Below are 19,191 nucleotides of genomic sequence, written 5' to 3' on the forward strand. Positions count from 1 at the left end.
TGAAGGATCCGCTTCGCGTGGCTCAGGCCGGTTCCGGCAGGCGCCGCCGCTGATCAGCGGCGGCGCGCGTGGGGCATCGGGGACCTCCCACTCGCAGCGGGTCCCTCCCCGCCATAGGCCGCTCCGGAAGGCCCTTGGGCCGGCCTTGCCGGACCACCGAGCGAAGCAGGTACGTGAAACCCCGTCCCATCGTCCCCTCCGGAATCCCACGAGGCCGGCTTGTCCGGCCGAGTAACCGGCGCGGAGGTCCGGGACCCGGGCACGTGCATCGATGGTGAAGTGAAAAAGCGGCGGGAACGGAGTAGGCTGGGGCATGCGATTCATCCTCGTACTGCTTTCCGCCCTGGTGCTGAATGCGCAGGGGTTTGACGCCAAGGGGCTCGCGGAGCTGCGGGGGGCCCTGGCGGGGGCCATCGGGCGGAAGGTGACGCCGGGGGCGGTGGTGTGGGTGGGCAGGGGGGGCGCGGACGCGCACTGGGCGCAGGGGGACCGGGCGCTGGTGCCCCGGCGGGAGCCCATGACCGAGGACACCGTCTTCGATGTGGCTTCGCTCACCAAGGTCGTGGCCACCCTTCCGTGCGTGATGGTGCTGGTGGAGCGGGGGAAGATCGATCTGGAGGCTCCGGTGCGGGCCTACCTTCCGGAGTTCGCGGGCGCGGGGGTGACGGTGCGGCACCTGCTCACCCACACCTCGGGGCTGATTCCGGACCTGGCGCTCACGGAGGCCTGGAGCGGCTACGGGGAGGGCATCCGGCGCGCCTGCGCCTGCGTGCCGGACCCGCCTCCGGGGCGGGAATTCCGGTACAGCGACGTGAACTTCATCCTCCTGGGGGAGATCGTGCGACGGGTGTCGGGCATGCCCCTGGACGCCTTCGCGGCCCGGGAGGTGTTCGGGCCCCTGGGCATGGCCTCCACCACCTTCCGGCCCGACCCGGCCCGGGTGGCCCCCACGGAGCGGGACGAGCACGGCGTCATGCTCCGGGGCGTGGTGCACGATCCCACGGCGCGCCGCATGGGCGGCTGCGCGGGGCACGCGGGGCTCTTCTCCACCGCGGGCGACCTCGCGAGGTACGCGCGGTTCCTGCTCAAGGGCGGGTCCGTCCTCCGGCCCGCGACCCTGGCCCTCATGCGCAGCGTCCAGACCCCGGCGTCGGTGTACGAGCGCAGGGGGCTGGGCTGGGACCTGGATTCCTCCTTCAGCCGCCCCCGGGGCGCCCTCTTCGGGCTGGGCTCGTACGGGCACACGGGGTTCACGGGCACCGCCCTCTGGATCGATCCGGCCTCGGACACCTTCTACGTCCTGCTCACCACCCGCCTCCACCCCGACGGCAAGGGCGTCACGCGGGATCTCTACTACGAGGTGGGCACCCTCGCCGCCCGGGCGGCGGGGATCACGGAGCGGCGGGACACGGCGATCTTCCCCCGCACCCGGGAGGAGGTGCCCACCGTCCTCAACGGCATCGACGTGCTGGAGCGCTCCGGGTTCGGGGTCCTCAAGGGCCTGCGCATCGGCCTGGTCACGAACCACACGGGCATCGACAACGAGCGCCGGGCCACGGTGGACGTGCTCAAGGCCGCGCCGGGGGTGACCCTGGTGCGGCTCTTCAGCCCCGAGCACGGGATCCGCGGGCAGCTGGACCAGGAGGGCATTCCCGATTCCGAGGACGCCCTCTCCGGCCTGCCGGTGATCAGCCTCTACAAGACCGGCCAGCGCGCGCCGTCGCCCGGGGACCTGGCGGACCTGGACGCCCTGGTCTTCGACATCCAGGACATCGGCTGCCGCTTCTACACCTACATCGCCACCCTGAAGGGCTGCCTCGAGGCCGCGGCGGCCGCGGGCAAGCCCCTTATCGTCCTGGACCGGGTCAATCCCGTGCGCGGGGACCGGGTGGAGGGGCCCGTGGTCCCCGCCGCCCCGGGCTTCACGGCCTGCCATCCCATCGCCATCCGCCACGGCATGACGGTGGGGGAGCTGGCGGGGATGTTCAACGCGGAGCTCAAGCTGGGCGCCAAGCTGCAGGTGGTGCGGGTGCAGGGCTGGCGGCGGGACCAGTGGTACGACGCCACGGCCCTGCCGTGGAAGGACCCTTCGCCCAACATGCGCAACCTCAACGCCGCGGCCCTGTACCCGGGGGTGGGCCTGCTGGAGACGGCCATCAGCGTCGGGCGGGGCACGGGAACGCCCTTCCAGGTGCTGGGCGCCCCCTACGTCAACGACCGGGTCCTGGCCCACGAGCTCAACAAGCTGGGCCTGCCCGGGGTGAGCTTCGTTCCCGACCGCTTCCGGCCCACGGCCAGCGTCTTCAAGGACCAGGAGTGCGGGGGCGTGCGCATCCTCCTCACGGACCGGGACGCCCTGCGCCCCGTGGAGCTGGGGGTGGCCATCGCCCACACCCTGCGCCACCTGTACGGCTCGGCCTTCGATCTGGCGAAGGTCAACCGCCTCCTGCAGGACGACGCCTCCATCGCCCTGCTGGCGGCGGACAAGCCCTTCCAGGCCGTCGTCCAGGGTTGGGACGAGGCCCGCGCCGACTTCCTGCGGCGGCGCGCGGCCTTCCTCCTCTACCCATGACGGGCGGCCTTTCCATCCTCCCGCTCCAGGCCGGGGCCGACGCGGAGGCCTGCGCGGCCCTGCTGGCCTCCTCCGAGCCCTGGAGGACCCTGGGCCTGGGCCAGGCCGCGCTCCTGGCGCAGATCCAGGACCCGGGCCGGGAGCGCTACGTGGCGCGCATGGGGGACCGCCTCGCGGGGTACCTGGCCCTGACCCTCCAGGGCGCCTTCGTGGGGTACGTCCAGACCATCTGCGTGGCGCCGGGGTTCCGGAACCTGGGCCTGGGGGCCGAGCTCATCGCCTTCGCGGAGGCGCGCATCTTCCGGGACCACCCCAACGTCTTCCTGTGCGTGTCCGCCTTCAACCACGGCGCGCGGCGCTTCTACGCGCGCCTGGGCTACGCCGCGGTGGGGGAGCTAACGGATTACCTGATCGCCGGGCAGTCCGAGATCCTGATGCGGAAGACCCGCGGTCCCAAGCTGCCTTGACTGCAGGTTGAAGAGGATCCTGCGGTCCAGGGCGTCCAGCTCCCCCGCCTCCGTGGCGCGGTAGTGGAGGTGGAAGGCCCCCAGGGTGGCGGCGGGGCTCTTCATGGAATAGCCCAGGATGCGCAGGGCGGCCCAGGGGTCGAAGCCCGCCGGCGGCTCCGGGAGGTCGGCGTCGGGCCAGAGGCCGAAGCCCTTCTCGGCCAGGAGCTTCCAGGGGAAGGAGGCGTTGGGGTCGTGCTTGCGAACGGGGTCCACGTCGGCGTGGGCGAGGATCTGGGAGCGGGGGATGTCGTAGCGGCGCACCAGGTCGTCCAGGAGCGCCAGGAGCTTGTCGATCTGGGGCTGGGCGAAGGGCTCGAAGCCGTTGTTGTCCAGTTCGATGCCGATGGAGAGGGAATTGATGTCCCGGGAGGCCCCCCAGGCGCCGCCGCCCCCGGCGTGCCAGGCCCGGTGGTCGTCGGAGACCAGCTGGGCCAGTTTCCCGTCCCGGCCGATGAGGTAGTGGCTGCTCACGGGCCCGCCGGAATTCTCGGTCTTGAGGATCCGCAGGGCCTCGTCGAAGGTGGTGCAGGCCGTGTGGTGGATGATGATCATCTGGGGCCGGCGGGCGTTGAAGTTGGGCGAGGGGGACCACTGCGCCATGGGGTTGCGGGGCGCCTGGTGGCAGGCGGCGCCCAGGAGGAGCACGGCGGCGAGGGCGGGAAGGGCGGCCTTCATTTGCCGGTGTTGCGGAAGATGTCGCCGAAGCCCCCGCGGCGGCGGATGACCCGTACCCGGTTGCCGTCCACCAGCAGTTCGGCGGGCATGGGACGGGAATTGTATTCGCTGGCCATGGAGAACCCGTAGGCGCCCGCGTCGAGGATGGCCAGGAGATCGCCCGCGGCGGCGCGGGGCAGGGTGCGGGCCTCGGCGAGGATGTCGCCGGTCTCGCACACGTCGCCGGCGATGTCCACGGTGACCGGATCGGCGGACTTGCCCAGGACGCGCACGCGGTGGTAGGCCTGGTAGAGGATGGGGCGCATGAGGGTGTTGAAGCCCGCGTCCACGTTCACGAAGGTCTTGACCGGGGTCTGCTTGACGGTGTTGACGCGCACCAGGACGAAGCCCGAGCCCCCCACGAAGAAACGCCCCGGCTCCAGCCACAGGGTGGGCTCGTAGCCCGCGGCGGCCACGCCCTCCTTCCAGATGGGCTCCAGGGCCCTGGCCAGGTCCTCGGGGGACATGACCGCCTGGCCGTCCTTGTAGGGGATGCCCAGTCCGCCGCCCAGGTCCACGAAGGCCAGGCGCAGGCCCAGCTTGTCCTTGAGCTCCTTGACGAACGCCAGCATCTTCTTCGCGGTGAGGGTGTAGCCCTCGGTTTCGGTGATCTGGGAGCCGATGTGGCAGTGCAGGCCCTCGATGCGGATCTCGGGCATGGCCTTGGCCTGCTCGTAGGCGCGCAGGGCGATGCCGTCCTGGAGGTGGAGGCCGAACTTGGATTCGGTGATGCCGGTGTTGATCTGGTGGATGGTGTGGGGGTCCACCCCCGGGTTCACCCGGAAGCTGATGCGGGCCTGCTTCTTCTGGCGGCGGGCCTCGTCCCGCACCTGGCCCAGCTCGTCCAGGGAATCCACGTTGAGCACGGCGCCCAGGGCGATGGCGCGGCGCAGTTCGGCGGGGTTCTTGGAGGAGGAGGTGAACATGATCTCGGAGCCCTTGTACCCCGTCCGCAGCGCCCACTCGATCTCGCCCAGGGAGACCACCTCGGCGCCGAGGCCCTCGCCCTTCAGGAGGCCGATGATGGACGGGTTGGTGTTGGCCTTGAGGGCGTAGAGCACCCGGAGTTTCGGAAACCGGGGCGCGAAGGCGGCCTTGAGGGAGGCCACCTGGCCGCGGATGTGGGCCTGGTCGTAGACGTAGAGCGGCGTGCCGTGGGCGGAGGCCAGGCCCTGGAGGACCCTGGCCACGGCCGGATCGCCGGCCTTGTCCGCCCTGACGGCCACCAGGGCCTCGTGGAGGGTGGGGTCCGCGGCCCGCAGCAGGGCCGGGGCGAGCAGAAGCAGGGCGAGGCTGAGGGGGCGCAAGGACACGGGGACTCCCTTAGGGGTGGAGGGCGGCGGGCAGGTTCCAGGCGGTCCTGGCGGATTCCAGCAGCTCCCCGGGGAGCTGCACGAGGAGCGGGTTCAGGGCCGGGTCCAGCCATTCCAGGACGAGGAGGAGGTCGTCGGGGGCCAGGGCCGTGCAGCCCGAGGTGGCCTCGCCGGGGGCGGGGGCCACGTGAAGGAAGATGCAGCTTCCGGCGCCCTTGATGGGGCGCTGGTCGTTGTAGTGGATCACCGCCAGCCAGCGGTAGTGGTCCGTGCCCAGGCGCAGGCGCTCCGCGGAGCGCCAGGTGGGGGCCGGGCCGGCGCGCACGATGCGCCCGTAGTCGGCGTGGTCGGGGTCGTCCACGCAGCGGTCGCACTCGGTGGAGGCGCGGTAGGGCAGCTTGACCCCCGGGGGCGCCTGGGGCGCGTAGCCCCACATGCCGCCGAAGGTGAGGACCCCCGCGGGGGAACGCCCGTCGCCCTCGCGCTTGGCGGGGCCCGGGGCGGGGGGCACCGGCGCGCCGTCGTCGCTGCGCCAGGCCAGGCCCGATTTCCCGAGCCACACGGGAAGGGGCGCGCCGACCTTCACCAGGGCCCCCCCGGCGCGCTCGAAGCGCTGCAGGAAGCCCCTGCTGGCGTTCCAGCCCGGGGCGGTGACCAGGAGCACCTGGCCCGAGGCGGCGAATTCGGCGGAGCGGTCCCGCAGGGCCCCGGGGGGGACCGCCGGGGCCTGCGCGCCCAGGGCCAGGGCGGCCAGGAACGCCAGGAGGATCGGGGCGCGCCTCCCCTTGCCTGGGGCCGGGTGGGTTCCACGGGTGCTGGGGTTGGACATAAGGTGAGCATAATGGAATTGTCCAAGGAGAGGAAATGCTCAAATCGTTCCGTGCGTGGACACTTTTCCTCGCGGCCCTGGGCTGCCTCCAGGCCCAGGGGGGGCCCTCCTGGACCTGGACCCGCATGGAGGGGGAGGTGACCCGCCTCGCCGACGCCGTGGAGGGCCGGGTGGGGGTGTTCATCCAGAGCCTGGACACGGGGGAGAGCTTCGCCCTGAGGGCGGACGAGGTCTTCCCCGCCGCCAGCACCATCAAGCTGGCCCTCCTCCTGGAACTGTACCGCCAGTGCGAAAGGCCCGGCCCCCGCCTCACGGACCCCTACCTCCTGGACCCCCGGGACCTGGCCGAGGACAGCGCCATCCTGGGGAACCTGGCCCCCGGGACCCGCCTGACCCTGCGGGACCTGGCCCTGTTCACGGTGGTGGTGAGCGACAACAGCGCCACCAACATCCTCATGGACCGGGTGGGCATGGACCGGGTCAACGCGGGCCTGGACGCCCTGGGCCTCCGCCGCACCCGGCTGCGCCGGAAGATGATGGACGCCCAGGCCGCCCGCGAGGGCCGGGAGAACCTGGCCACCCCCCGGGAGCTGGCCGGGCTCCTCCTGGAGATCCACCGGGGCCGGACCCTCGCCCCGGAATCCCGGTGCGATCTCATGAAGCTCCTGGCCATCCCCAAGGACAGCTACCTCGCCCGCCTCCTGCCCGATGGCCTGGCCGTCGCCGACAAGACCGGCTCCCTCCCGGGCGTGCGCAACGACGTGGGCATCGTCTTCGTGAAGAACCGCCCCTTCGTCGTCGCCGTGATGGCCTCCCACCTCCGGGACGACCGGGAAGGGGAGGCCGTCATCGGCCGCATCGCCCGGAGCGCCGCGGCGTGGATGGAACTGGCGGGGGCCGCCTCGGCGGAGGGCAGGGTGAACGGTACGCTCCAGGTCCGGTAGCCTTGTGACATGATGTAGCAACTTCCCCCTTCGGTCCGAGGTCCTCCATGCGCCCTGCCTTCCTCCGCGGCCTCATCGCCCCCCTCCTGGCGGCCCTTTGCGCCTGGGCCGCGGACCCTCCCGCCCACGTGGTGGTCCGGCCCGTGGCGAACCTCTTCTCGGGGCCCGGGGCGGACGCGGACGTGGTTTCCCAGGCCCTCCTGGGGGCCCGGGTGGCGGAGCTGGAACGCAGGGACGGCTGGGTGCGGATCCAGGGCGACGACGGCTACGCGGGCTGGGCCGAAGCCTCGGCCCTGCGGGCCCTGAAGGCCGGCGAAGGGTACCCCGCCGGCGCCAAGGTCGAAGTGGACGTGCTGGGCGCCAACGTCTACCGGGAACCGGATGTGACCCGCCACGCCCCGGTGCTCACCGCGCCCTTCGGCGCGGTCCTGGAGCGGGCCCCGGGCCCCCAGGACAGCGCGCGCTGGCTGGGGGTGAGGCTTCCGGATGGCCGCGCCGCATGGATCCAGAGCGGCGACGTGCGCACGGACTTCAGGCCCATCGGCATCGAGGCCTCCCTGGACCTGGCCCGGCGCTTCCTGGGCGTGAACTACACCTGGGGGGGCTGCTCCTCCTTCGGGTTCGACTGCTCGGGCTTCACCCAGGCCATCCTCCGCCGGCGGGGCGCCATCCTCCCCCGGGACGCCAACGTCCAGGCGGAATGGCCGGGCCTGGCGCCCGTGAAGGACCGCGCCGACCTGGAACCCGGCGATCTGCTCTTCTTCGGCAAGGACAAGGACCACATCACCCACACCGGGATGTACCTCGGCAAGGGCGCCTTCATCCACGACACACCCAGGATTCGCCCCATGGTGCAGATCTCGGACCTCGGCAGCCCCGAATGGTCCGCCATCCTCGTGGCGATGCGGAGGCTCAAGTGAAACGACGCGAACTCTTCCAGGCACTGGCCGCGGCGACCGCGGGTTCGGCGCTCCTCGGGCGGGACCTGCTGGACGCGCCCCCGGCCCCGGCCGCGGCCCCCCGGGCCCCGGGCTTCACCACCCGGATCCGGCGCCTGGAGCTCCGGCACACCTGGACCACCACCATGTCCTCCAGCGCCTACCGGGACACCCTGCACGCCGAGTTCACCCGGGACGGGATCACGGGCTACGGGGAGGGCGCCGGCATCGTGCGCTACCAGCAGAGCGCCCTGGGCGGGCAGCAGGCCCTGGAGGCCGTGGCCTCCCTCATCACCGGCGGCGACCCCTGGACCTTCGACAAGCTCCTGGCGGAGCTGGACCGGCGCCTGCCCGGGCAGCGCGCGGCCCTGGCCGCCGTGGACCTGGCCCTCTTCGACTGGATGGGCAAGAAGCTGGGGGTGCCCGTGTACCGCCACTTCGGCCTGGACCCCGCCGACGCCGCCGTCACCAACATGTCCATCGGCATCGACACCCCGGAGATCACCCGCCAGAAGGTGCGCGAGGCCGAGGACTTCCCCGTCCTCAAGATCAAGGTGGGCCTGGCCACGGACGAGGCCACCCTCGAGGCGGTGCGCAGCGTCACGAAAAAGCCCCTGCGGGTGGACGCCAACGAGGGCTGGACCAGCAAGGAGGAGGCGGCCCGCAAGATCAACTGGCTGGAATCCCAGGGGGTGCAGCTCATCGAGCAGCCCCTGCCCGCGCACATGGTGGAGGAGCACCGGTGGATCCGGAACCACGTGCACATCCCCATCTTCGCGGACGAGGCCTGCCACTCCGCCCAGGACATCCCCAGGCTGCGGGAATCCTTCGACGGCATCGTGGTGAAGCTGGACAAGGCGGGGGGGCTCCTGGAGGCCTACCGCCAGCTCACCGTGGCCAAGGCCCTGGGCATGAAGACCATGATCGGGTGCATGGTGTCCAGCTCCTGCTCCATCACCGCCGCGGCCCACCTCTCCCCCCTGGCGGACTACGCGGACCTGGACGGGTTCCTGCTCATCGCCAACGACCCCTACGTGGGCGTGACGGCGAAGAAGGGCAAGCTCATCCTGCCCGGCGCTCCGGGCCTCGGCGTGCGGCTGGTGCGATGAGGCTCCTGGCCCTGTTCCTGGCCTTCGGCCTGGGCCTGGGGGCCCAGGAGCGCTTCCTGGACGCGCCCCGGCCCGCCCACGACGGCCCCCGGCTGGTGGTGTTCAACCCCACGGTGTGGAACCTCCGGTGCCTGGCCGCGCTGCGGGAGCGGGGCATCCTGGAGGTTCCCGGCCTCACGGTCATCGGGGTCTACGGCGTGCGCCAGAAGGAGGACTTCGAGGCCTCCAGGCGCTTCGCCGCGGAGCCCGGCCACGGGTGGATCCGCTTCCACGCCGTCACCGCGCCCCTGGCCGAGGCCGAGCTCTATGCCCGCAACGCCTGCACCCCGGACTTCGAGGCCGTGGCGTCCCGCTCCGACGGGGTCGTGTTCTTCGGCGGGCCGGATATCCCCGCGGCCCTCCTCCACCAGAAGACGAATTTCCTCTCCGAAGTGGACGACCCCCACCGGAACCGCCTGGAGCTCTCGGCCATCTTCCACCTGCTGGGGGGAACCCAGGACCCCCGCGCCACGCCCCTGCTGGCGTCCCGCCCGGCCTTCCCGGTCCTGGGCATCTGCCTGGGCTTCCAGAGCCTGAACGTGGGCACCGGCGGGACCCTCGCGCAGGACATCTGGACCGGCGTCTACGGCGCCGCCAGCGTGGAGGACGCCATCGCGCTGGGGCCCGAGCAGTGGCACAGCAACCCCTACAGGCGCCTCTTCCCCCAGGAAAAGCTCATGTCCTTCACCTTCCACACGCTCCAACTGGGGGAGGGCCGCTTCCTCAAGGGGGCCGGCTTCGGCCCGGGGGACCATCCCCGCGTCCTCAGCGCCCACCATCAGGCGGTGACCCAGGTGGCGGAAGGATGGCGCGTGCTGGCCACCTCCCGGGACGGGAGGCTCGTGGAGGCCATGGAGCACCGGCGCTTTCCCAACGTGCTGGGGGTCCAGTTCCACCCGGAGCACCTCCATCTCTGGGAGACGGGGCCGGGCTACCGCCAGCGCCCGGAGGATGTCCCCGGGAGCTGCGGCGCGAACCTGGCGGGGACGCCCCGGAGCCTGGAATTCCACAAGGCGGTGTGGGCCTGGCTGGGCAAGGCCCTCAGGGAGCGGTGAGCACGTCCAGGATGGCGGCGGTTTCGGCGTCGGGCCTGCCGTCGTAGACGGCGGGGCGGTACTTCATCTGGAAGTTGCCCAGGATCCGGGTGGTGACGGCGTCGAAGCGGCCCGTGGCCGGGATCTCGAAGCCGTGGCGGGCGAGGCGCTCCTGGAACCACGCGGCGTCGGGCGGGGCGGCCTCGAAGGCCGGTTTGCGCGCGGCCACCTTGGCGGGGTCGGGCCAGGTGATCAGGCCCTCGTCGGCCAGGCGCTTCCAGGGGAAGGTGGGGCCCGGGTCCACCTTGCGCATGGGCGCGATGTCGCTGTGGCCCAGGACGCGGTCGGGGCGGATCCCGTGGCGCGCGACGATCTGCTTCACCAGGGCGACGACGGCGTCGATCTGCTCCGGGGGGTAGGCGTGGTAGACGACCTTGCCGTCGGGGCCCGCCACGTCGCCCAGGTTCTGGATCTCGATGCCGATGGAGGCGGCGTTGAGCTGGGTCTGGCCCTTCCAGGAGCTGGCCCCGGCGTGCCAGGCCCGCCGGTCCTCGTCCACCAGGCGGTAGACCTCCACGGGGCTGTCCCGCACCAGGTAGTGGGCGCTCACGTTGTCCTCGGTGAGGATCTTCATGGAGCGGTCCCAGGGTTCGCCGGTGAAGTGGAGGATGAGGAACTGGACCCGGCTGTCCTGGCTTTTCGCGTGGCGGGAGGCGTCGATGGCGGGGCGGGCGCAGCCCGCCGCGAGGAGCAGGAGGAGGCAGGGAAGGGCGAATCTCATGGGAGGGGCTCCTCGGGGGGGACGCCGGCGGCGGCCAGGGCCAGGCGGGCCGCGGCGTGTTCGCCCCGGCTGGTGCGGACGGCGAAGGGCGTGCCGGGGGGCAGGGCTTCGCGCATGGTTTCGGGGATGAGGGGGTGGAGGGTGGCGGCGCGGCCGCTGAGGGCCACGGGGCGGGGGCCGTACCGGCCCAGGAGGGCCCCGGCGAGGCGGGCCAGTTCGGTTCCGGCGGCCCGGAGGATGTGCCGGGCCGCGGGGTCCCGGTCCGCGGCCCGGGCCACGGCCAGGGCCAGGCGCCCCACGTCGCCGCGGGTTCCGCTGTAGACGGTCCTGCGGGTGTGGGCCCAGTCGTCCCCGCCCACCAGATCGAAGAGTTCCTGGGCCAGGGGGGATTCCCGCCAGGCTCCGGGCCGCTCGTCCTCCCTGCGCCACACGTGGCGGAGGCCCTCCCGGGCGATCCAGAACCCGCCGCCCCCGTCGTCGATGAGGACGCCGCGGCCCCCGGCGCGGTGCATCTCCCCGGCCGCGTCGATGAAGACGCCCACGGAACCGGTGCCCGCGTACACGACGTAGCCCTGTCCCGGGGGGAAGAGGTCCAGGTACGTGGTCTCGATGTCGCTGCTCAGGGACACGGCGTCCTCGGGCAGGCCCAGGGGCGCGGCCACGAGCCGGGCCAGGACGTCCCCGGCGGCCCCGAACCCCGTGAGCCCCGCGTGGACCCGCACGGGGCGCCCCGCGGCCAGCACGGCCCGGGCCAGCTCCCCCAGGACGGTTTCCACCCGGGCCTGGCCGGGTCCGTAGAGGTCCATGGCGCTGAAGCCCGCCACGGAGCCTTCCGCCACGATATCCCCCGGGGGCGTGGCCAGGGCCCAGCGGGTGGCGGTGCCCCCCGCGTCGATGCCCAGGGCCAGGAATCGGGGCGGCTCGTGATCATGGGGTTCCATGGGGTGCCTCCGGAAGTACGGCCACCAGCGGGCTTTCGCCCCCGGTGCGCCCGATGGACGAGGCCCACACGGGCCCCAGCGGCGCCCCTTCCCACCGGCCGGGGAGGGTCCCCTCGCCGCCGGGAAGGGTGAAGAAGCGCCAGGCGCTCCCGTACCGGGCCCAGAGGGCCAGGAGCCAGGGGCAGTCCGCGGCCTGGACGCGCAGGCCGTCCGCGGTGCGCTTCACGCTCACCACGGGCGCCTGGGGCGCCGGTGCCCCCAGCCACGGCGAGGCGGGCACCAGGGCGGGGCCGTCGTAGGCCAGGGCCGCGCCGGCCTCGCCCCGCAGGGCCTTCAGGCTGAAGTGGACGTGGCCCCCGCTGCGGCGGTCCCGGGCCTCCCGGATCTGGCCGATGATCTCCTCCGCGGGCCAGGGATCCGGCCCCAGGATCCGGCTGGTGAAGAGGCCCGGCCACACGTGGCGGCCCAGGACGTTCCGGCCCTGCCAGTAGTCCAGGAGGGGCCCGAAGGGCTGCCCCGGCGAATCGCGCTTCCAGTAGAGCTGGGGCGCGAGGTAGTCCACCCAGCCCCGGGCCAGCCAGGTCTCCACGTCGGCGTAGAGCTCCTCGTACTGGCTGAAGCCCGGCCCGGGCCGGCCGACGCCGAAGGGGCTCACGCCGACCCGGACGGTGGGCCTGACCCGGTGGACCTCCGCGTAGATGCGCTCCACCAGGGCATCCACGTTATGGCGGCGCCAGTCGGGGCGCGAGAGGGTCCCCCCCGCGGCCAGGTAGGCCCGCCAGGGGGCCTCGTCGGGGAAGTCCACGGGCTGGCCCGCGGCGTCCTTGACGGGGTAGGGGTAGAAGTAGTCGTCGATGTGCACGCCGTCCACGTCGTAGCGGCGCACCACGTCCAGGATGACGGCCAGGGCCCGCTCCAGGGCCTCCGGCTCCCCGGGGTCCAGCCAGAGCTGGTCGCCGTAGGCGCGCACCAGCCCGGGCCGGGCCCGGGCCACGTGCCCGGGGGCCAGGGGCGAATGGGCCGAGGAGGGCCGCGCCCGGTAGGGGTTGAACCAGGCGTGGAGCTCGAGGCCGGCGGCGTGGGCCTCCCGGATCCAGAAGGCCAGCGGGTCGTAGCAGGGCGAGGGCGGGCGGCCCTGCTCCCCGGTGAGGTACTCGGACCAGGGCTCCAGGGCGGAGGGGTACAGCGCGTCCGCGCCGGGGCGCACCTGGAGGATGAGGGCGTTCAGGCCCCGGGCCCGGGCCAGGGCCACCAGGTCCCGGGCCTCCTGGCGCTGGGCTTCGGCGCCGAGGCCCGGGCGGCTGGGCCAGTCGATGTTGGCCACGGAGGCCACCCAGGCGCCGCGGAATTCCCGGGGGGCCGGCGGGGGCGTGCGGCGCAGGGGGACGCAGCCCAGGAAGGCCGCGGCCGCGGCGAGGGCCGCCAGGCGCTTCAGACCTTCACGAACCACTTCTTCCTCCACATGGCGCAGGCCACGGCGAACATCACGAGGTTGAACAGGACCGCGAAGAGCAGCGAGGCGTTCTCCGCGGAAAGGGGCAGGGTCGCGAGGGCCAGGTAGGCCCGCTCCTTGAGGGGGACGCCGCCGGCGCGGAGGGTCTGGATGGCCCGGGCGGCCACGCCGGAAAGCACGAAGAGGAAGAGCGCGTTCATGCCGTAGATGGTCAGGGGCAGGCAGAGCCGGCGGGCCAGGTCCCGCCGGGGGGATTCGTCCAGGGCCGCGTGGCAGGCGCCGAGGGCCAGGAAGGCCCAGCCCCCGGTGAAGGCCACGAAGGAGGGGGTCCAGAGGCTCTTGTTGATGGGCAGGGCCCGCCCCAGGACCCAGCCCAGGGCCAGGAGGGCCGCGCCCGAAAGGACCAGCCCCCGCCACTTGGGGCGGGGTCCCGCGGGGGCGGCCAGGTGCCGGCCCGCCAGGGATCCCAGGAGCAGGGTGGCGGTGGCCGGGAGGGTGCCCAGCAGGCCCTCGGGATCCCAGGTGCGGGCGTGGGCCCACAGGTGGCCGGGAAGGGCGAGCCGGTCCAGCCAGGCCCCGAAATCCATGCCGGGCAGGAGGCGGCCCGCGGCCACCACCCCGTCGGCCCCGGCCACGGGCACCGCCAGCTCCAGCACCAGCCAGAGGCCGCAGAGGCCCAGGATGGCGGCCGCCGCGGCCCGCTCCCGGCCCCAGAGGACGATGGGCCCGCCCAGGGCCAGGGTGAGGGCGATGCGCTGGAGGACGCCCAGGACCCGCACGGTGGAGGGCTGGAAGGCGGGGATGAGGTTCAGGCCCAGGCCGATGAGGAAGATGAGCGCGGCGCGCCGCAGGAGGATGCGGTAGAGCGCGGCGGGCCCTCCGGCCCGGGTGCCCAGGGTGATGGTCATGGCCAGGCCCGCGGCGAACAGGAAGAAGGGGAAGATCAGGTCCGTGAAGGTGCACCCGTTCCAGGCCGCGTGGTCCAGGGGCCCGTACACGTGCTTCCAGCTGCCGGGATTGTTCACCAGCACCATGGCGGCGATGGCGAAGCCGCGGAAGACGTCCAGGGACGCCAGGCGCTCCCTCATGGCGCTTCCCTGCGCCCGAAGGCCCCGTCGATGCGCAGGAAGGCCGTCAGGATCATGGAGGGCACCGTGGATAGGCACACCCACAGGAAGAAGCGCAGGTAGCCCAGGTGCTCCTGGATCCACCCGCTGGCCATGCCCGGGAACATCATGCCCATGGCCATGAAGCCCGTGGCGATGGCGTAGTGGGCGGTGCGGTGCCTGCCGGCGGAGATCATCACCATGAACATGATGTAGGCGGTGAACCCGAAGCCGTAGCCGAACTGCTCGATGGCCACGGCGGCCGCGACGGTGCCCAGGCCCGAGGGCCGCAGGGCCGCGAGGTACACGAAGGCCAGGTTGGGCAGGTGCACGCACAGGGTCATGGGCCAGATCCAGCGCCTGAGGCCGTGGCGGGAGATCATCCACCCCCCGGCGATGCCCCCGGCGGTGAGGGCGATCATGCCCACGGTGCCGTAGGCCAGGCCCACCTGGGCGGTGGTGAGGCCCAGGCCCCCGCGGGCCGCCGGATCCAGCAGGAAGGGGGTCACCATCTTGATGGCCTGGGCCTCGCCCAGGCGGAAGGTGAGGAGGAAGCCCAGCACCAGGGCGATGTCCCTTCGGGCGAAGAAGGACGTGAAGGTCTCCAGGGACTCCGCCAGAAGTCCGGCCTTGGCGCGGGAAGGCCCGTCGGCCCCGGGGCGGGGCAGGGCCCAGCGGTGCCAGGCGAAGAAGCCCAGGAAGGCCGCCCCCAGCATCGCGAAGACCGCCGCCCACGCGTGGCGGGGATCCCCGGTGCGCTCGGTGAGCTTGCCGGCGGCGAGCACCAGGCCGCCCTGGGCCGTGATCATGGCCGCGCGGTAGAAGGCGCTGCGCAGCCCCACGTAGGCCGCCTGGCGCTTCTCCGTGAGGCCCAGCAGGTAGAAGCCGTCGGCGGCGATGTCGTGGGTGGCCGAGGCGAAGGCCACGATCCAGAACATGGCCAGGGTGAGCCGGAAGAAACCCGGGGCCGGCACCAGGAAGGCCAGGAGGGCGAAGGCCGCGGCCAGGGCCCCCTGGAGCCACACCACCCAGCCGCGCTTGGTGCCCAGCAGGTCCACCATGGGCGACCACAGGGGCTTGACCACCCAGGGCAGGTAGAGCCAGGAGGTGTACAGCGCGATGTCGGTGTTGCGCACGCCCAGGTTCTTGTAGAACACCACGGACAGGAACATCACGGCGACGTAGGGGAGGCCCTGGGCGAAGTACAGCGTGGGCACCCAGGCCCAGGGGGACCGCTCCTTCACGCGCGTTCCTTCAGGGCGGCGCGCACGCTCCCCTTCACCGCGGCGAGGCGCTCCCGGGCCTGGTCGGGGCCCAGGCCGAGGCCCAGGGCGACGATGGCGGTCTTGACCTGGCCGCCGCAGGCCTCGAAGGCCTCCCGGGCCCGGTCCTCCCCGGCGCCCGTGGCCGCGCCCACGAGGCGGATGGCGCGGCGCACCAGCTTGGCGTTGGTGGCCCTGACGTCCACCATGAGGTTCCCGTAGACCTTGTTGAGGCGCACCATCACGGCCGAGGAGAAGGTGTTGAGGGCGATCTTCTGGGCGGTGCCGGCCTTGAGGCGCGTGCTGCCGGAGATGACCTCGGGCCCGGTGTCCAGGGTGATGCCCACCTCCGCCCCCGCGGCCAGGGGGGAGTCCGGGTTGTTGGCGATGCCGATGGTGAGGGCTCCCGCGCTCCGGGCGGCCTCCAGGGCCCCCAGGGCGAAGGGCGTGGCCCCCGAGGCGGCCAGCACCACCACCACGTCGGAGGGGCCGGGCCCCAGGGCGGCGAGGTCCTGGGCACCCCGGTCCCGGTCGTCCTCGGCGCCCTCCACGGCCAGGTGCACCGCGGTGGGACCGCCCGCCAGGAGCGCCAGGGCCCGCTCCGGGGGCCAGGAGAAGGTGGGGTGCAGTTCCACGCTGTCCAGGAGCCCCAGGCGGCCCGAGGTGCCCGCGCCCACGTAGATGATCCGCCCGCCCTGCTCCAGGCGCCCGGCGGCGGCGTCCACGGCCCGGGCGAGCTCCCCGGCCGCGGCCCGCACCGCCAGGGCGGCCGCGGCCTGATCGTCGATGAAGGCGCCCACAAGGTCCAGGGTGCCGTACTCGTCCAGGTGCGCGTGGCCAGGGGAGGTCTGTTCGGTGCGGGGCAGGGCCATTTCGGTGAGAACTCCCGGCTTAGTGAATGTTTATAAAAATGTTACAGTAATCCAACCCCGACACGTCCATTTCCTGGGAGATCCTTTGAGCCCTTCGTGCGCCGAAACGATCTGGATGGGCATCCACGCCCGCGATGCCGCGGAGGTCCCGGCGGTGCCGGTTCCCGGGGGCGTGGTGATGTTCGCCCGCAACCTCGACCCCGATCCCGCCACGGGCCCGGCCCGCTGCCACGCCCTCATCCGGGACCTGCAGGTGCGCTGGGGCCGCGAAGTGCCCCTGGCCATGGCCATCGACCAGGAAGGGGGCCCCGTATCCCGGCTCCTGTGCTGGGTGGGGGAGACGCCCTCCTTCCGCCACATCTGGCTCACCTCCGGCGCCGAGGGCGCCAGGGCCTGGGGCCGCCTCTGGGGCGAGGGCCTGGCGCTCCTGGGCTTCAATATCGACTTCGCGCCCCTGGCGGACCTGCACGACGGCATCCCCGGCACGGGACTGGGGGACCGGCGCGCTTCGGGCGACCCCGTCCAGGCCGCGGAGGCCGCCGGCGCCTTCCTGGAGGGGCTGGAGTCCCGGGGCGTGAAGGGCTGCCTCAAGCACTTCCCGGGCCTGGGCGGCACGAAGGTGGACAGCCACCGCGCCCTGCCCGAGCTCACGGATCCCGCGGCCATCCTGCGCGCCCTGGAGCCGTTCCGCGCCCTGGCCGATCCCGGCCGGCTCGTCATGGTGGGCCACGTGCGCACCCCCTGGAGCGGGGACCTGCCCGCGAGCCTCCACCGCGGCCACGTGGCGGGCAATCCCTGGGGGATCCCCGGGGCCTGGATCACGGACGATATGGAAATGGGCGGGGTGGGGGGCTTCCCCTGGCCCGAGCGGGTGCGCCTGGCCATCGAGGCTGGACACCTGGCCCTGCTGGTGTGCCAGTCCCAGGAGGCCCTGGACGCGTCGCTGGCGGCCCTGGAGACCCTGCCCGCCGCGGCCGTGGAGGCCGCGGTGCTCGCGGGCCGCGCCTACCGCCGCACCCTCGCGCCCATGGACCCGGCCCCCTTCGATCGGCCCGCCTGGGACGCCTGGGTGGCCCGGGTGCGCCAGGCCGCGCTCTGATGGGGTTCCGGGTCCTGGATTACGCCATCGTCATCGTCTACCTGCTGGGGGTGACCGCCGCGGGCATCCTCATCTCGGGCCGGCAGCGGTCCTCCCGGGAGTACTTCCTCGGGGGCAAGGAGATGTCCTGGTGGTCCGTGGGCTTCTCCATCGTCGCCAGCGAGACCAGCACCCTCACCTTCATCAGCATCCCCGGCCTGGCCTTCAAGGGGAACATGCACTTCCTGCAGCTGGTGGCGGGCTACTTCATCGGCAGGCTCATCGTGAGCGCGGTGTTCATCCCCGCCTACTACCGCGGCGACCTGGAGACCGCCTACGACTTCCTGGGCAAGCGTTTCGGCCTGCCCTTGCGCAAGTTCACCTCCAGCGTTTTCATCGTGACCCGGGTGCTGGCCTCCGGGGTGCGGCTCTTCGCCACGGCCATCCCGGTGCACCTGATCACCGGCCTGGACTACCCCTCCAGCATCCTGCTCATCGGGGGCTTCACGCTGCTGTACACGTACCTGGGCGGCCTCAAGGCCGTGGTGGCCATGGACGTGGTGCAGCTCTTCATCTACCTGGGCGGCGCCGTGGCGGCCATGGTCCTCATCCTCCACCGGCTTCCCCACGGATGGGCGGATGTGACCGCCTTCGCCACCTCCCACGGCCAGGACAAGTTCGCCTTCCTCAACACCGCCACCGGGGGCTCCCTGCGGGCCTTCCTGGCCGCGCCCTACACGCTCCTGGGCGGCGTCCTGGGCGGCACCTTCCTGACCATGGCCTCCCACGGCACGGACCAGCTCCTGGTGCAGCGCCTCCTGGGCTGCCGCACCCGGTGGGACTCCCAGAAGGCCCTGATGCTGGACGCCTCCTTCATCCTCCTTCAGTTCGGCTTCTTCCTGGTGCTGGGGCTCTGCCTCTACGCCTTCTACGGCGGCGTCACCTTCCAGCAGCTGGGCCTGGCCACCTCCGACGAGGTCTTCCCGAAGTTCATCGTGGAGAACCTGCCCACGGGCGTGGCGGGCCTGGTGGTGGCCGGCGTCCTGGCCTCGGCCATGGGAACGCTCTCCTCCTCCATCAGCTCCCTGGCCTCCGCCACGTACCTGGACCTCTTCCAGCTCACCCCGCTGGCCCGGGGCCTGGACGCCAAGGGCGAGGTGCGCTGGTCGCGGATCTTCACCCTGGTGTGGGGCGTCCTCCTCATCGGCGGCGCCATGCTCTTCACCGACACGAAGAACCCCGTCGTGGAACTGGGCCTCAAGATCGCCTCCGTCACGTACGGCGGACTCCTGGGCACCTTCTTCCTGGGCCTCTTCTTCCGCAGGACGACCCAGGCCGACGCCCTCGCCGGCTTCGTATCCGGCCTCCTGGCGATGGTGGCGGTGCTGGCCTTCACCCGCATCGACTACACCTGGCACACCCTCATCGGAAGCGCGGTGACGATCCTGGTGGGAAATGGGTGCAGGGTCGGGCGGGAATGGTTCCGGCCGGTTCCTGATCCACGTGGGGTTATCGACAAATCCAAGGCTATGAATAGTTAGGTCCCATGTCCAGTCCGCCGGGTCGTTCACACCCGGGCTTGAACCCCCAGCGCCCCAGCATTTCATCTTTTCGCCTGGATTCTCCGGCGCAACAGGTTCGTACGTTGCCAGGACACTTACCTTGCAGGCACCATGCCCCGAGGGGATCGGGTATAA

General features: G+C 72.4%; 17 protein-coding genes. 8 read left to right on the forward strand and 9 right to left on the reverse strand.

The window, feature by feature from the left end; genetic code table 11:
• The first annotated feature begins 313 nt into the window (after positions 1 to 313).
• Both R2J76_RS10240 and R2J76_RS10245 read left to right on the forward strand, forming a co-directional pair.
• Positions 314 to 2,572 carry an exo-beta-N-acetylmuramidase NamZ domain-containing protein gene (locus R2J76_RS10240; RefSeq protein WP_316415751.1) on the forward strand — a complete coding sequence of 753 codons (2,259 nt, stop codon included), beginning with the start codon at positions 314 to 316 and terminating at the stop codon, positions 2,570 to 2,572.
• Positions 2,569 to 3,039 (forward strand): GNAT family N-acetyltransferase, encoded by a 471-nt coding sequence (locus R2J76_RS10245; protein ID WP_316415752.1) that lies wholly within the window; start codon positions 2,569 to 2,571, stop codon positions 3,037 to 3,039. The genes R2J76_RS10240 and R2J76_RS10245 overlap by 4 nt, the downstream gene beginning before the upstream one ends.
• Here R2J76_RS10245 and R2J76_RS10250 read toward each other — a convergent pair.
• The 3 genes from R2J76_RS10250 to R2J76_RS10260 are packed head-to-tail and all read right to left on the reverse strand — an operon-like array spanning position 2,968 to position 5,937.
• A complete protein-coding gene (locus R2J76_RS10250; RefSeq protein ID WP_316415753.1) occupies positions 2,968 to 3,756 on the reverse strand; it encodes an N-acetylmuramoyl-L-alanine amidase in 789 nt (262 codons plus the stop codon). The genes R2J76_RS10245 and R2J76_RS10250 overlap by 72 nt on opposite strands.
• Positions 3,753 to 5,108: a diaminopimelate decarboxylase gene (gene lysA, locus R2J76_RS10255; RefSeq protein ID WP_316415754.1), complete on the reverse strand. Its 1,356-nt coding sequence runs from the start codon at positions 5,106 to 5,108 to the stop codon at positions 3,753 to 3,755. Before lysA ends, R2J76_RS10250 begins: the two co-directional genes overlap by 4 nt.
• A 10-nt stretch (positions 5,109 to 5,118) precedes the next feature.
• Positions 5,119 to 5,937, reverse strand: a complete 819-nt coding sequence (locus tag R2J76_RS10260; RefSeq protein WP_316415755.1) for a L,D-transpeptidase family protein — start codon at positions 5,935 to 5,937, stop codon at positions 5,119 to 5,121.
• A gap of 35 nt (positions 5,938 to 5,972) precedes the next feature.
• Between R2J76_RS10260 and R2J76_RS10265 the strand changes: the two genes are divergently transcribed.
• The 4 genes from R2J76_RS10265 to R2J76_RS10280 are packed head-to-tail and all read left to right on the forward strand — an operon-like array spanning position 5,973 to position 10,022.
• Positions 5,973 to 6,881: a serine hydrolase gene (locus tag R2J76_RS10265; protein WP_316415756.1), complete on the forward strand. Its 909-nt coding sequence runs from the start codon at positions 5,973 to 5,975 to the stop codon at positions 6,879 to 6,881.
• A gap of 47 nt (positions 6,882 to 6,928) precedes the next feature.
• Positions 6,929 to 7,801, forward strand: a complete 873-nt coding sequence (locus R2J76_RS10270; RefSeq protein WP_316415757.1) for a C40 family peptidase — start codon at positions 6,929 to 6,931, stop codon at positions 7,799 to 7,801.
• Positions 7,798 to 8,928 carry a dipeptide epimerase gene (locus tag R2J76_RS10275; RefSeq protein ID WP_316415758.1) on the forward strand — a complete coding sequence of 377 codons (1,131 nt, stop codon included), beginning with the start codon at positions 7,798 to 7,800 and terminating at the stop codon, positions 8,926 to 8,928. Before R2J76_RS10270 ends, R2J76_RS10275 begins: the two co-directional genes overlap by 4 nt.
• On the forward strand, positions 8,925 to 10,022 hold the full coding sequence (locus R2J76_RS10280) for a gamma-glutamyl-gamma-aminobutyrate hydrolase family protein (RefSeq protein WP_316415759.1): 1,098 nt from the start codon (positions 8,925 to 8,927) through the stop codon (positions 10,020 to 10,022). Before R2J76_RS10275 ends, R2J76_RS10280 begins: the two co-directional genes overlap by 4 nt.
• Here the strand turns inward: R2J76_RS10280 and R2J76_RS10285 are convergent.
• Genes R2J76_RS10285 through murQ form a run of 6 tightly spaced genes read right to left on the reverse strand, consistent with a single transcriptional unit; the run spans position 10,009 to position 16,416 of the window.
• On the reverse strand, positions 10,009 to 10,782 hold the full coding sequence (locus tag R2J76_RS10285) for an N-acetylmuramoyl-L-alanine amidase (RefSeq protein WP_316415760.1): 774 nt from the start codon (positions 10,780 to 10,782) through the stop codon (positions 10,009 to 10,011). The genes R2J76_RS10280 and R2J76_RS10285 overlap by 14 nt on opposite strands.
• Complete coding sequence (locus R2J76_RS10290) at positions 10,779 to 11,723, reverse strand: N-acetylglucosamine kinase (RefSeq protein WP_316415761.1); 945 nt, start codon at positions 11,721 to 11,723, stop codon at positions 10,779 to 10,781. Before R2J76_RS10290 ends, R2J76_RS10285 begins: the two co-directional genes overlap by 4 nt.
• Entirely contained in the window at positions 11,710 to 13,173 is a 1,464-nt protein-coding gene (locus R2J76_RS10295; RefSeq protein WP_316415762.1) for a glycoside hydrolase family 10 protein, read from the reverse strand. Before R2J76_RS10295 ends, R2J76_RS10290 begins: the two co-directional genes overlap by 14 nt.
• Positions 13,155 to 14,264, reverse strand: a complete 1,110-nt coding sequence (locus R2J76_RS10300; RefSeq protein ID WP_316415763.1) for an acyltransferase family protein — start codon at positions 14,262 to 14,264, stop codon at positions 13,155 to 13,157. The genes R2J76_RS10295 and R2J76_RS10300 overlap by 19 nt, the downstream gene beginning before the upstream one ends.
• Positions 14,261 to 15,526, reverse strand: coding sequence for an MFS transporter (locus R2J76_RS10305; protein WP_316415764.1), 1,266 nt, complete (start codon positions 15,524 to 15,526; stop codon positions 14,261 to 14,263). The genes R2J76_RS10300 and R2J76_RS10305 overlap by 4 nt, the downstream gene beginning before the upstream one ends.
• Complete coding sequence (gene murQ / locus R2J76_RS10310) at positions 15,523 to 16,416, reverse strand: N-acetylmuramic acid 6-phosphate etherase (protein WP_316415765.1); 894 nt, start codon at positions 16,414 to 16,416, stop codon at positions 15,523 to 15,525. Before murQ ends, R2J76_RS10305 begins: the two co-directional genes overlap by 4 nt.
• An 85-nt stretch (positions 16,417 to 16,501) precedes the next feature.
• On the opposite strand from murQ, the gene R2J76_RS10315 reads away from it, so the two are divergent.
• Complete coding sequence (locus R2J76_RS10315) at positions 16,502 to 17,515, forward strand: glycoside hydrolase family 3 N-terminal domain-containing protein (protein WP_316415766.1); 1,014 nt, start codon at positions 16,502 to 16,504, stop codon at positions 17,513 to 17,515.
• Positions 17,515 to 19,035 (forward strand): sodium:solute symporter, encoded by a 1,521-nt coding sequence (locus R2J76_RS10320; RefSeq protein WP_316415767.1) that lies wholly within the window; start codon positions 17,515 to 17,517, stop codon positions 19,033 to 19,035. Before R2J76_RS10315 ends, R2J76_RS10320 begins: the two co-directional genes overlap by 1 nt.
• Positions 19,036 to 19,191 lie beyond the last annotated feature (156 nt).

The sequence above is a fragment of the Mesoterricola silvestris genome (genome assembly GCF_030295405.1).
Classification (GTDB): Bacteria; Acidobacteriota; Holophagae; order Holophagales; family Holophagaceae; genus Mesoterricola; species Mesoterricola silvestris.

Bases quoted from the DNA above. Each gene is read 5' to 3' on its own strand.
- R2J76_RS10240 (WP_316415751.1), top strand. From the start codon at position 314: ATGCGATTCATCCTCGTACTGCTTTCCGCCCTGGTGCTGAATGCGCAG.
- R2J76_RS10245 (WP_316415752.1), top strand. From the start codon at position 2,569: ATGACGGGCGGCCTTTCCATCCTCCCGCTCCAGGCCGGGGCCGACGCG.
- R2J76_RS10250 (WP_316415753.1), bottom strand. From the start codon at position 3,756: ATGAAGGCCGCCCTTCCCGCCCTCGCCGCCGTGCTCCTCCTGGGCGCC.
- R2J76_RS10260 (WP_316415755.1), bottom strand. From the start codon at position 5,937: ATGTCCAACCCCAGCACCCGTGGAACCCACCCGGCCCCAGGCAAGGGG.
- R2J76_RS10265 (WP_316415756.1), top strand. From the start codon at position 5,973: ATGCTCAAATCGTTCCGTGCGTGGACACTTTTCCTCGCGGCCCTGGGC.
- R2J76_RS10270 (WP_316415757.1), top strand. From the start codon at position 6,929: ATGCGCCCTGCCTTCCTCCGCGGCCTCATCGCCCCCCTCCTGGCGGCC.
- R2J76_RS10280 (WP_316415759.1), top strand. From the start codon at position 8,925: ATGAGGCTCCTGGCCCTGTTCCTGGCCTTCGGCCTGGGCCTGGGGGCC.
- R2J76_RS10285 (WP_316415760.1), bottom strand. From the start codon at position 10,782: ATGAGATTCGCCCTTCCCTGCCTCCTCCTGCTCCTCGCGGCGGGCTGC.
- R2J76_RS10290 (WP_316415761.1), bottom strand. From the start codon at position 11,723: ATGGAACCCCATGATCACGAGCCGCCCCGATTCCTGGCCCTGGGCATC.
- R2J76_RS10300 (WP_316415763.1), bottom strand. From the start codon at position 14,264: ATGAGGGAGCGCCTGGCGTCCCTGGACGTCTTCCGCGGCTTCGCCATC.
- murQ (WP_316415765.1), bottom strand. From the start codon at position 16,416: ATGGCCCTGCCCCGCACCGAACAGACCTCCCCTGGCCACGCGCACCTG.
- R2J76_RS10320 (WP_316415767.1), top strand. From the start codon at position 17,515: ATGGGGTTCCGGGTCCTGGATTACGCCATCGTCATCGTCTACCTGCTG.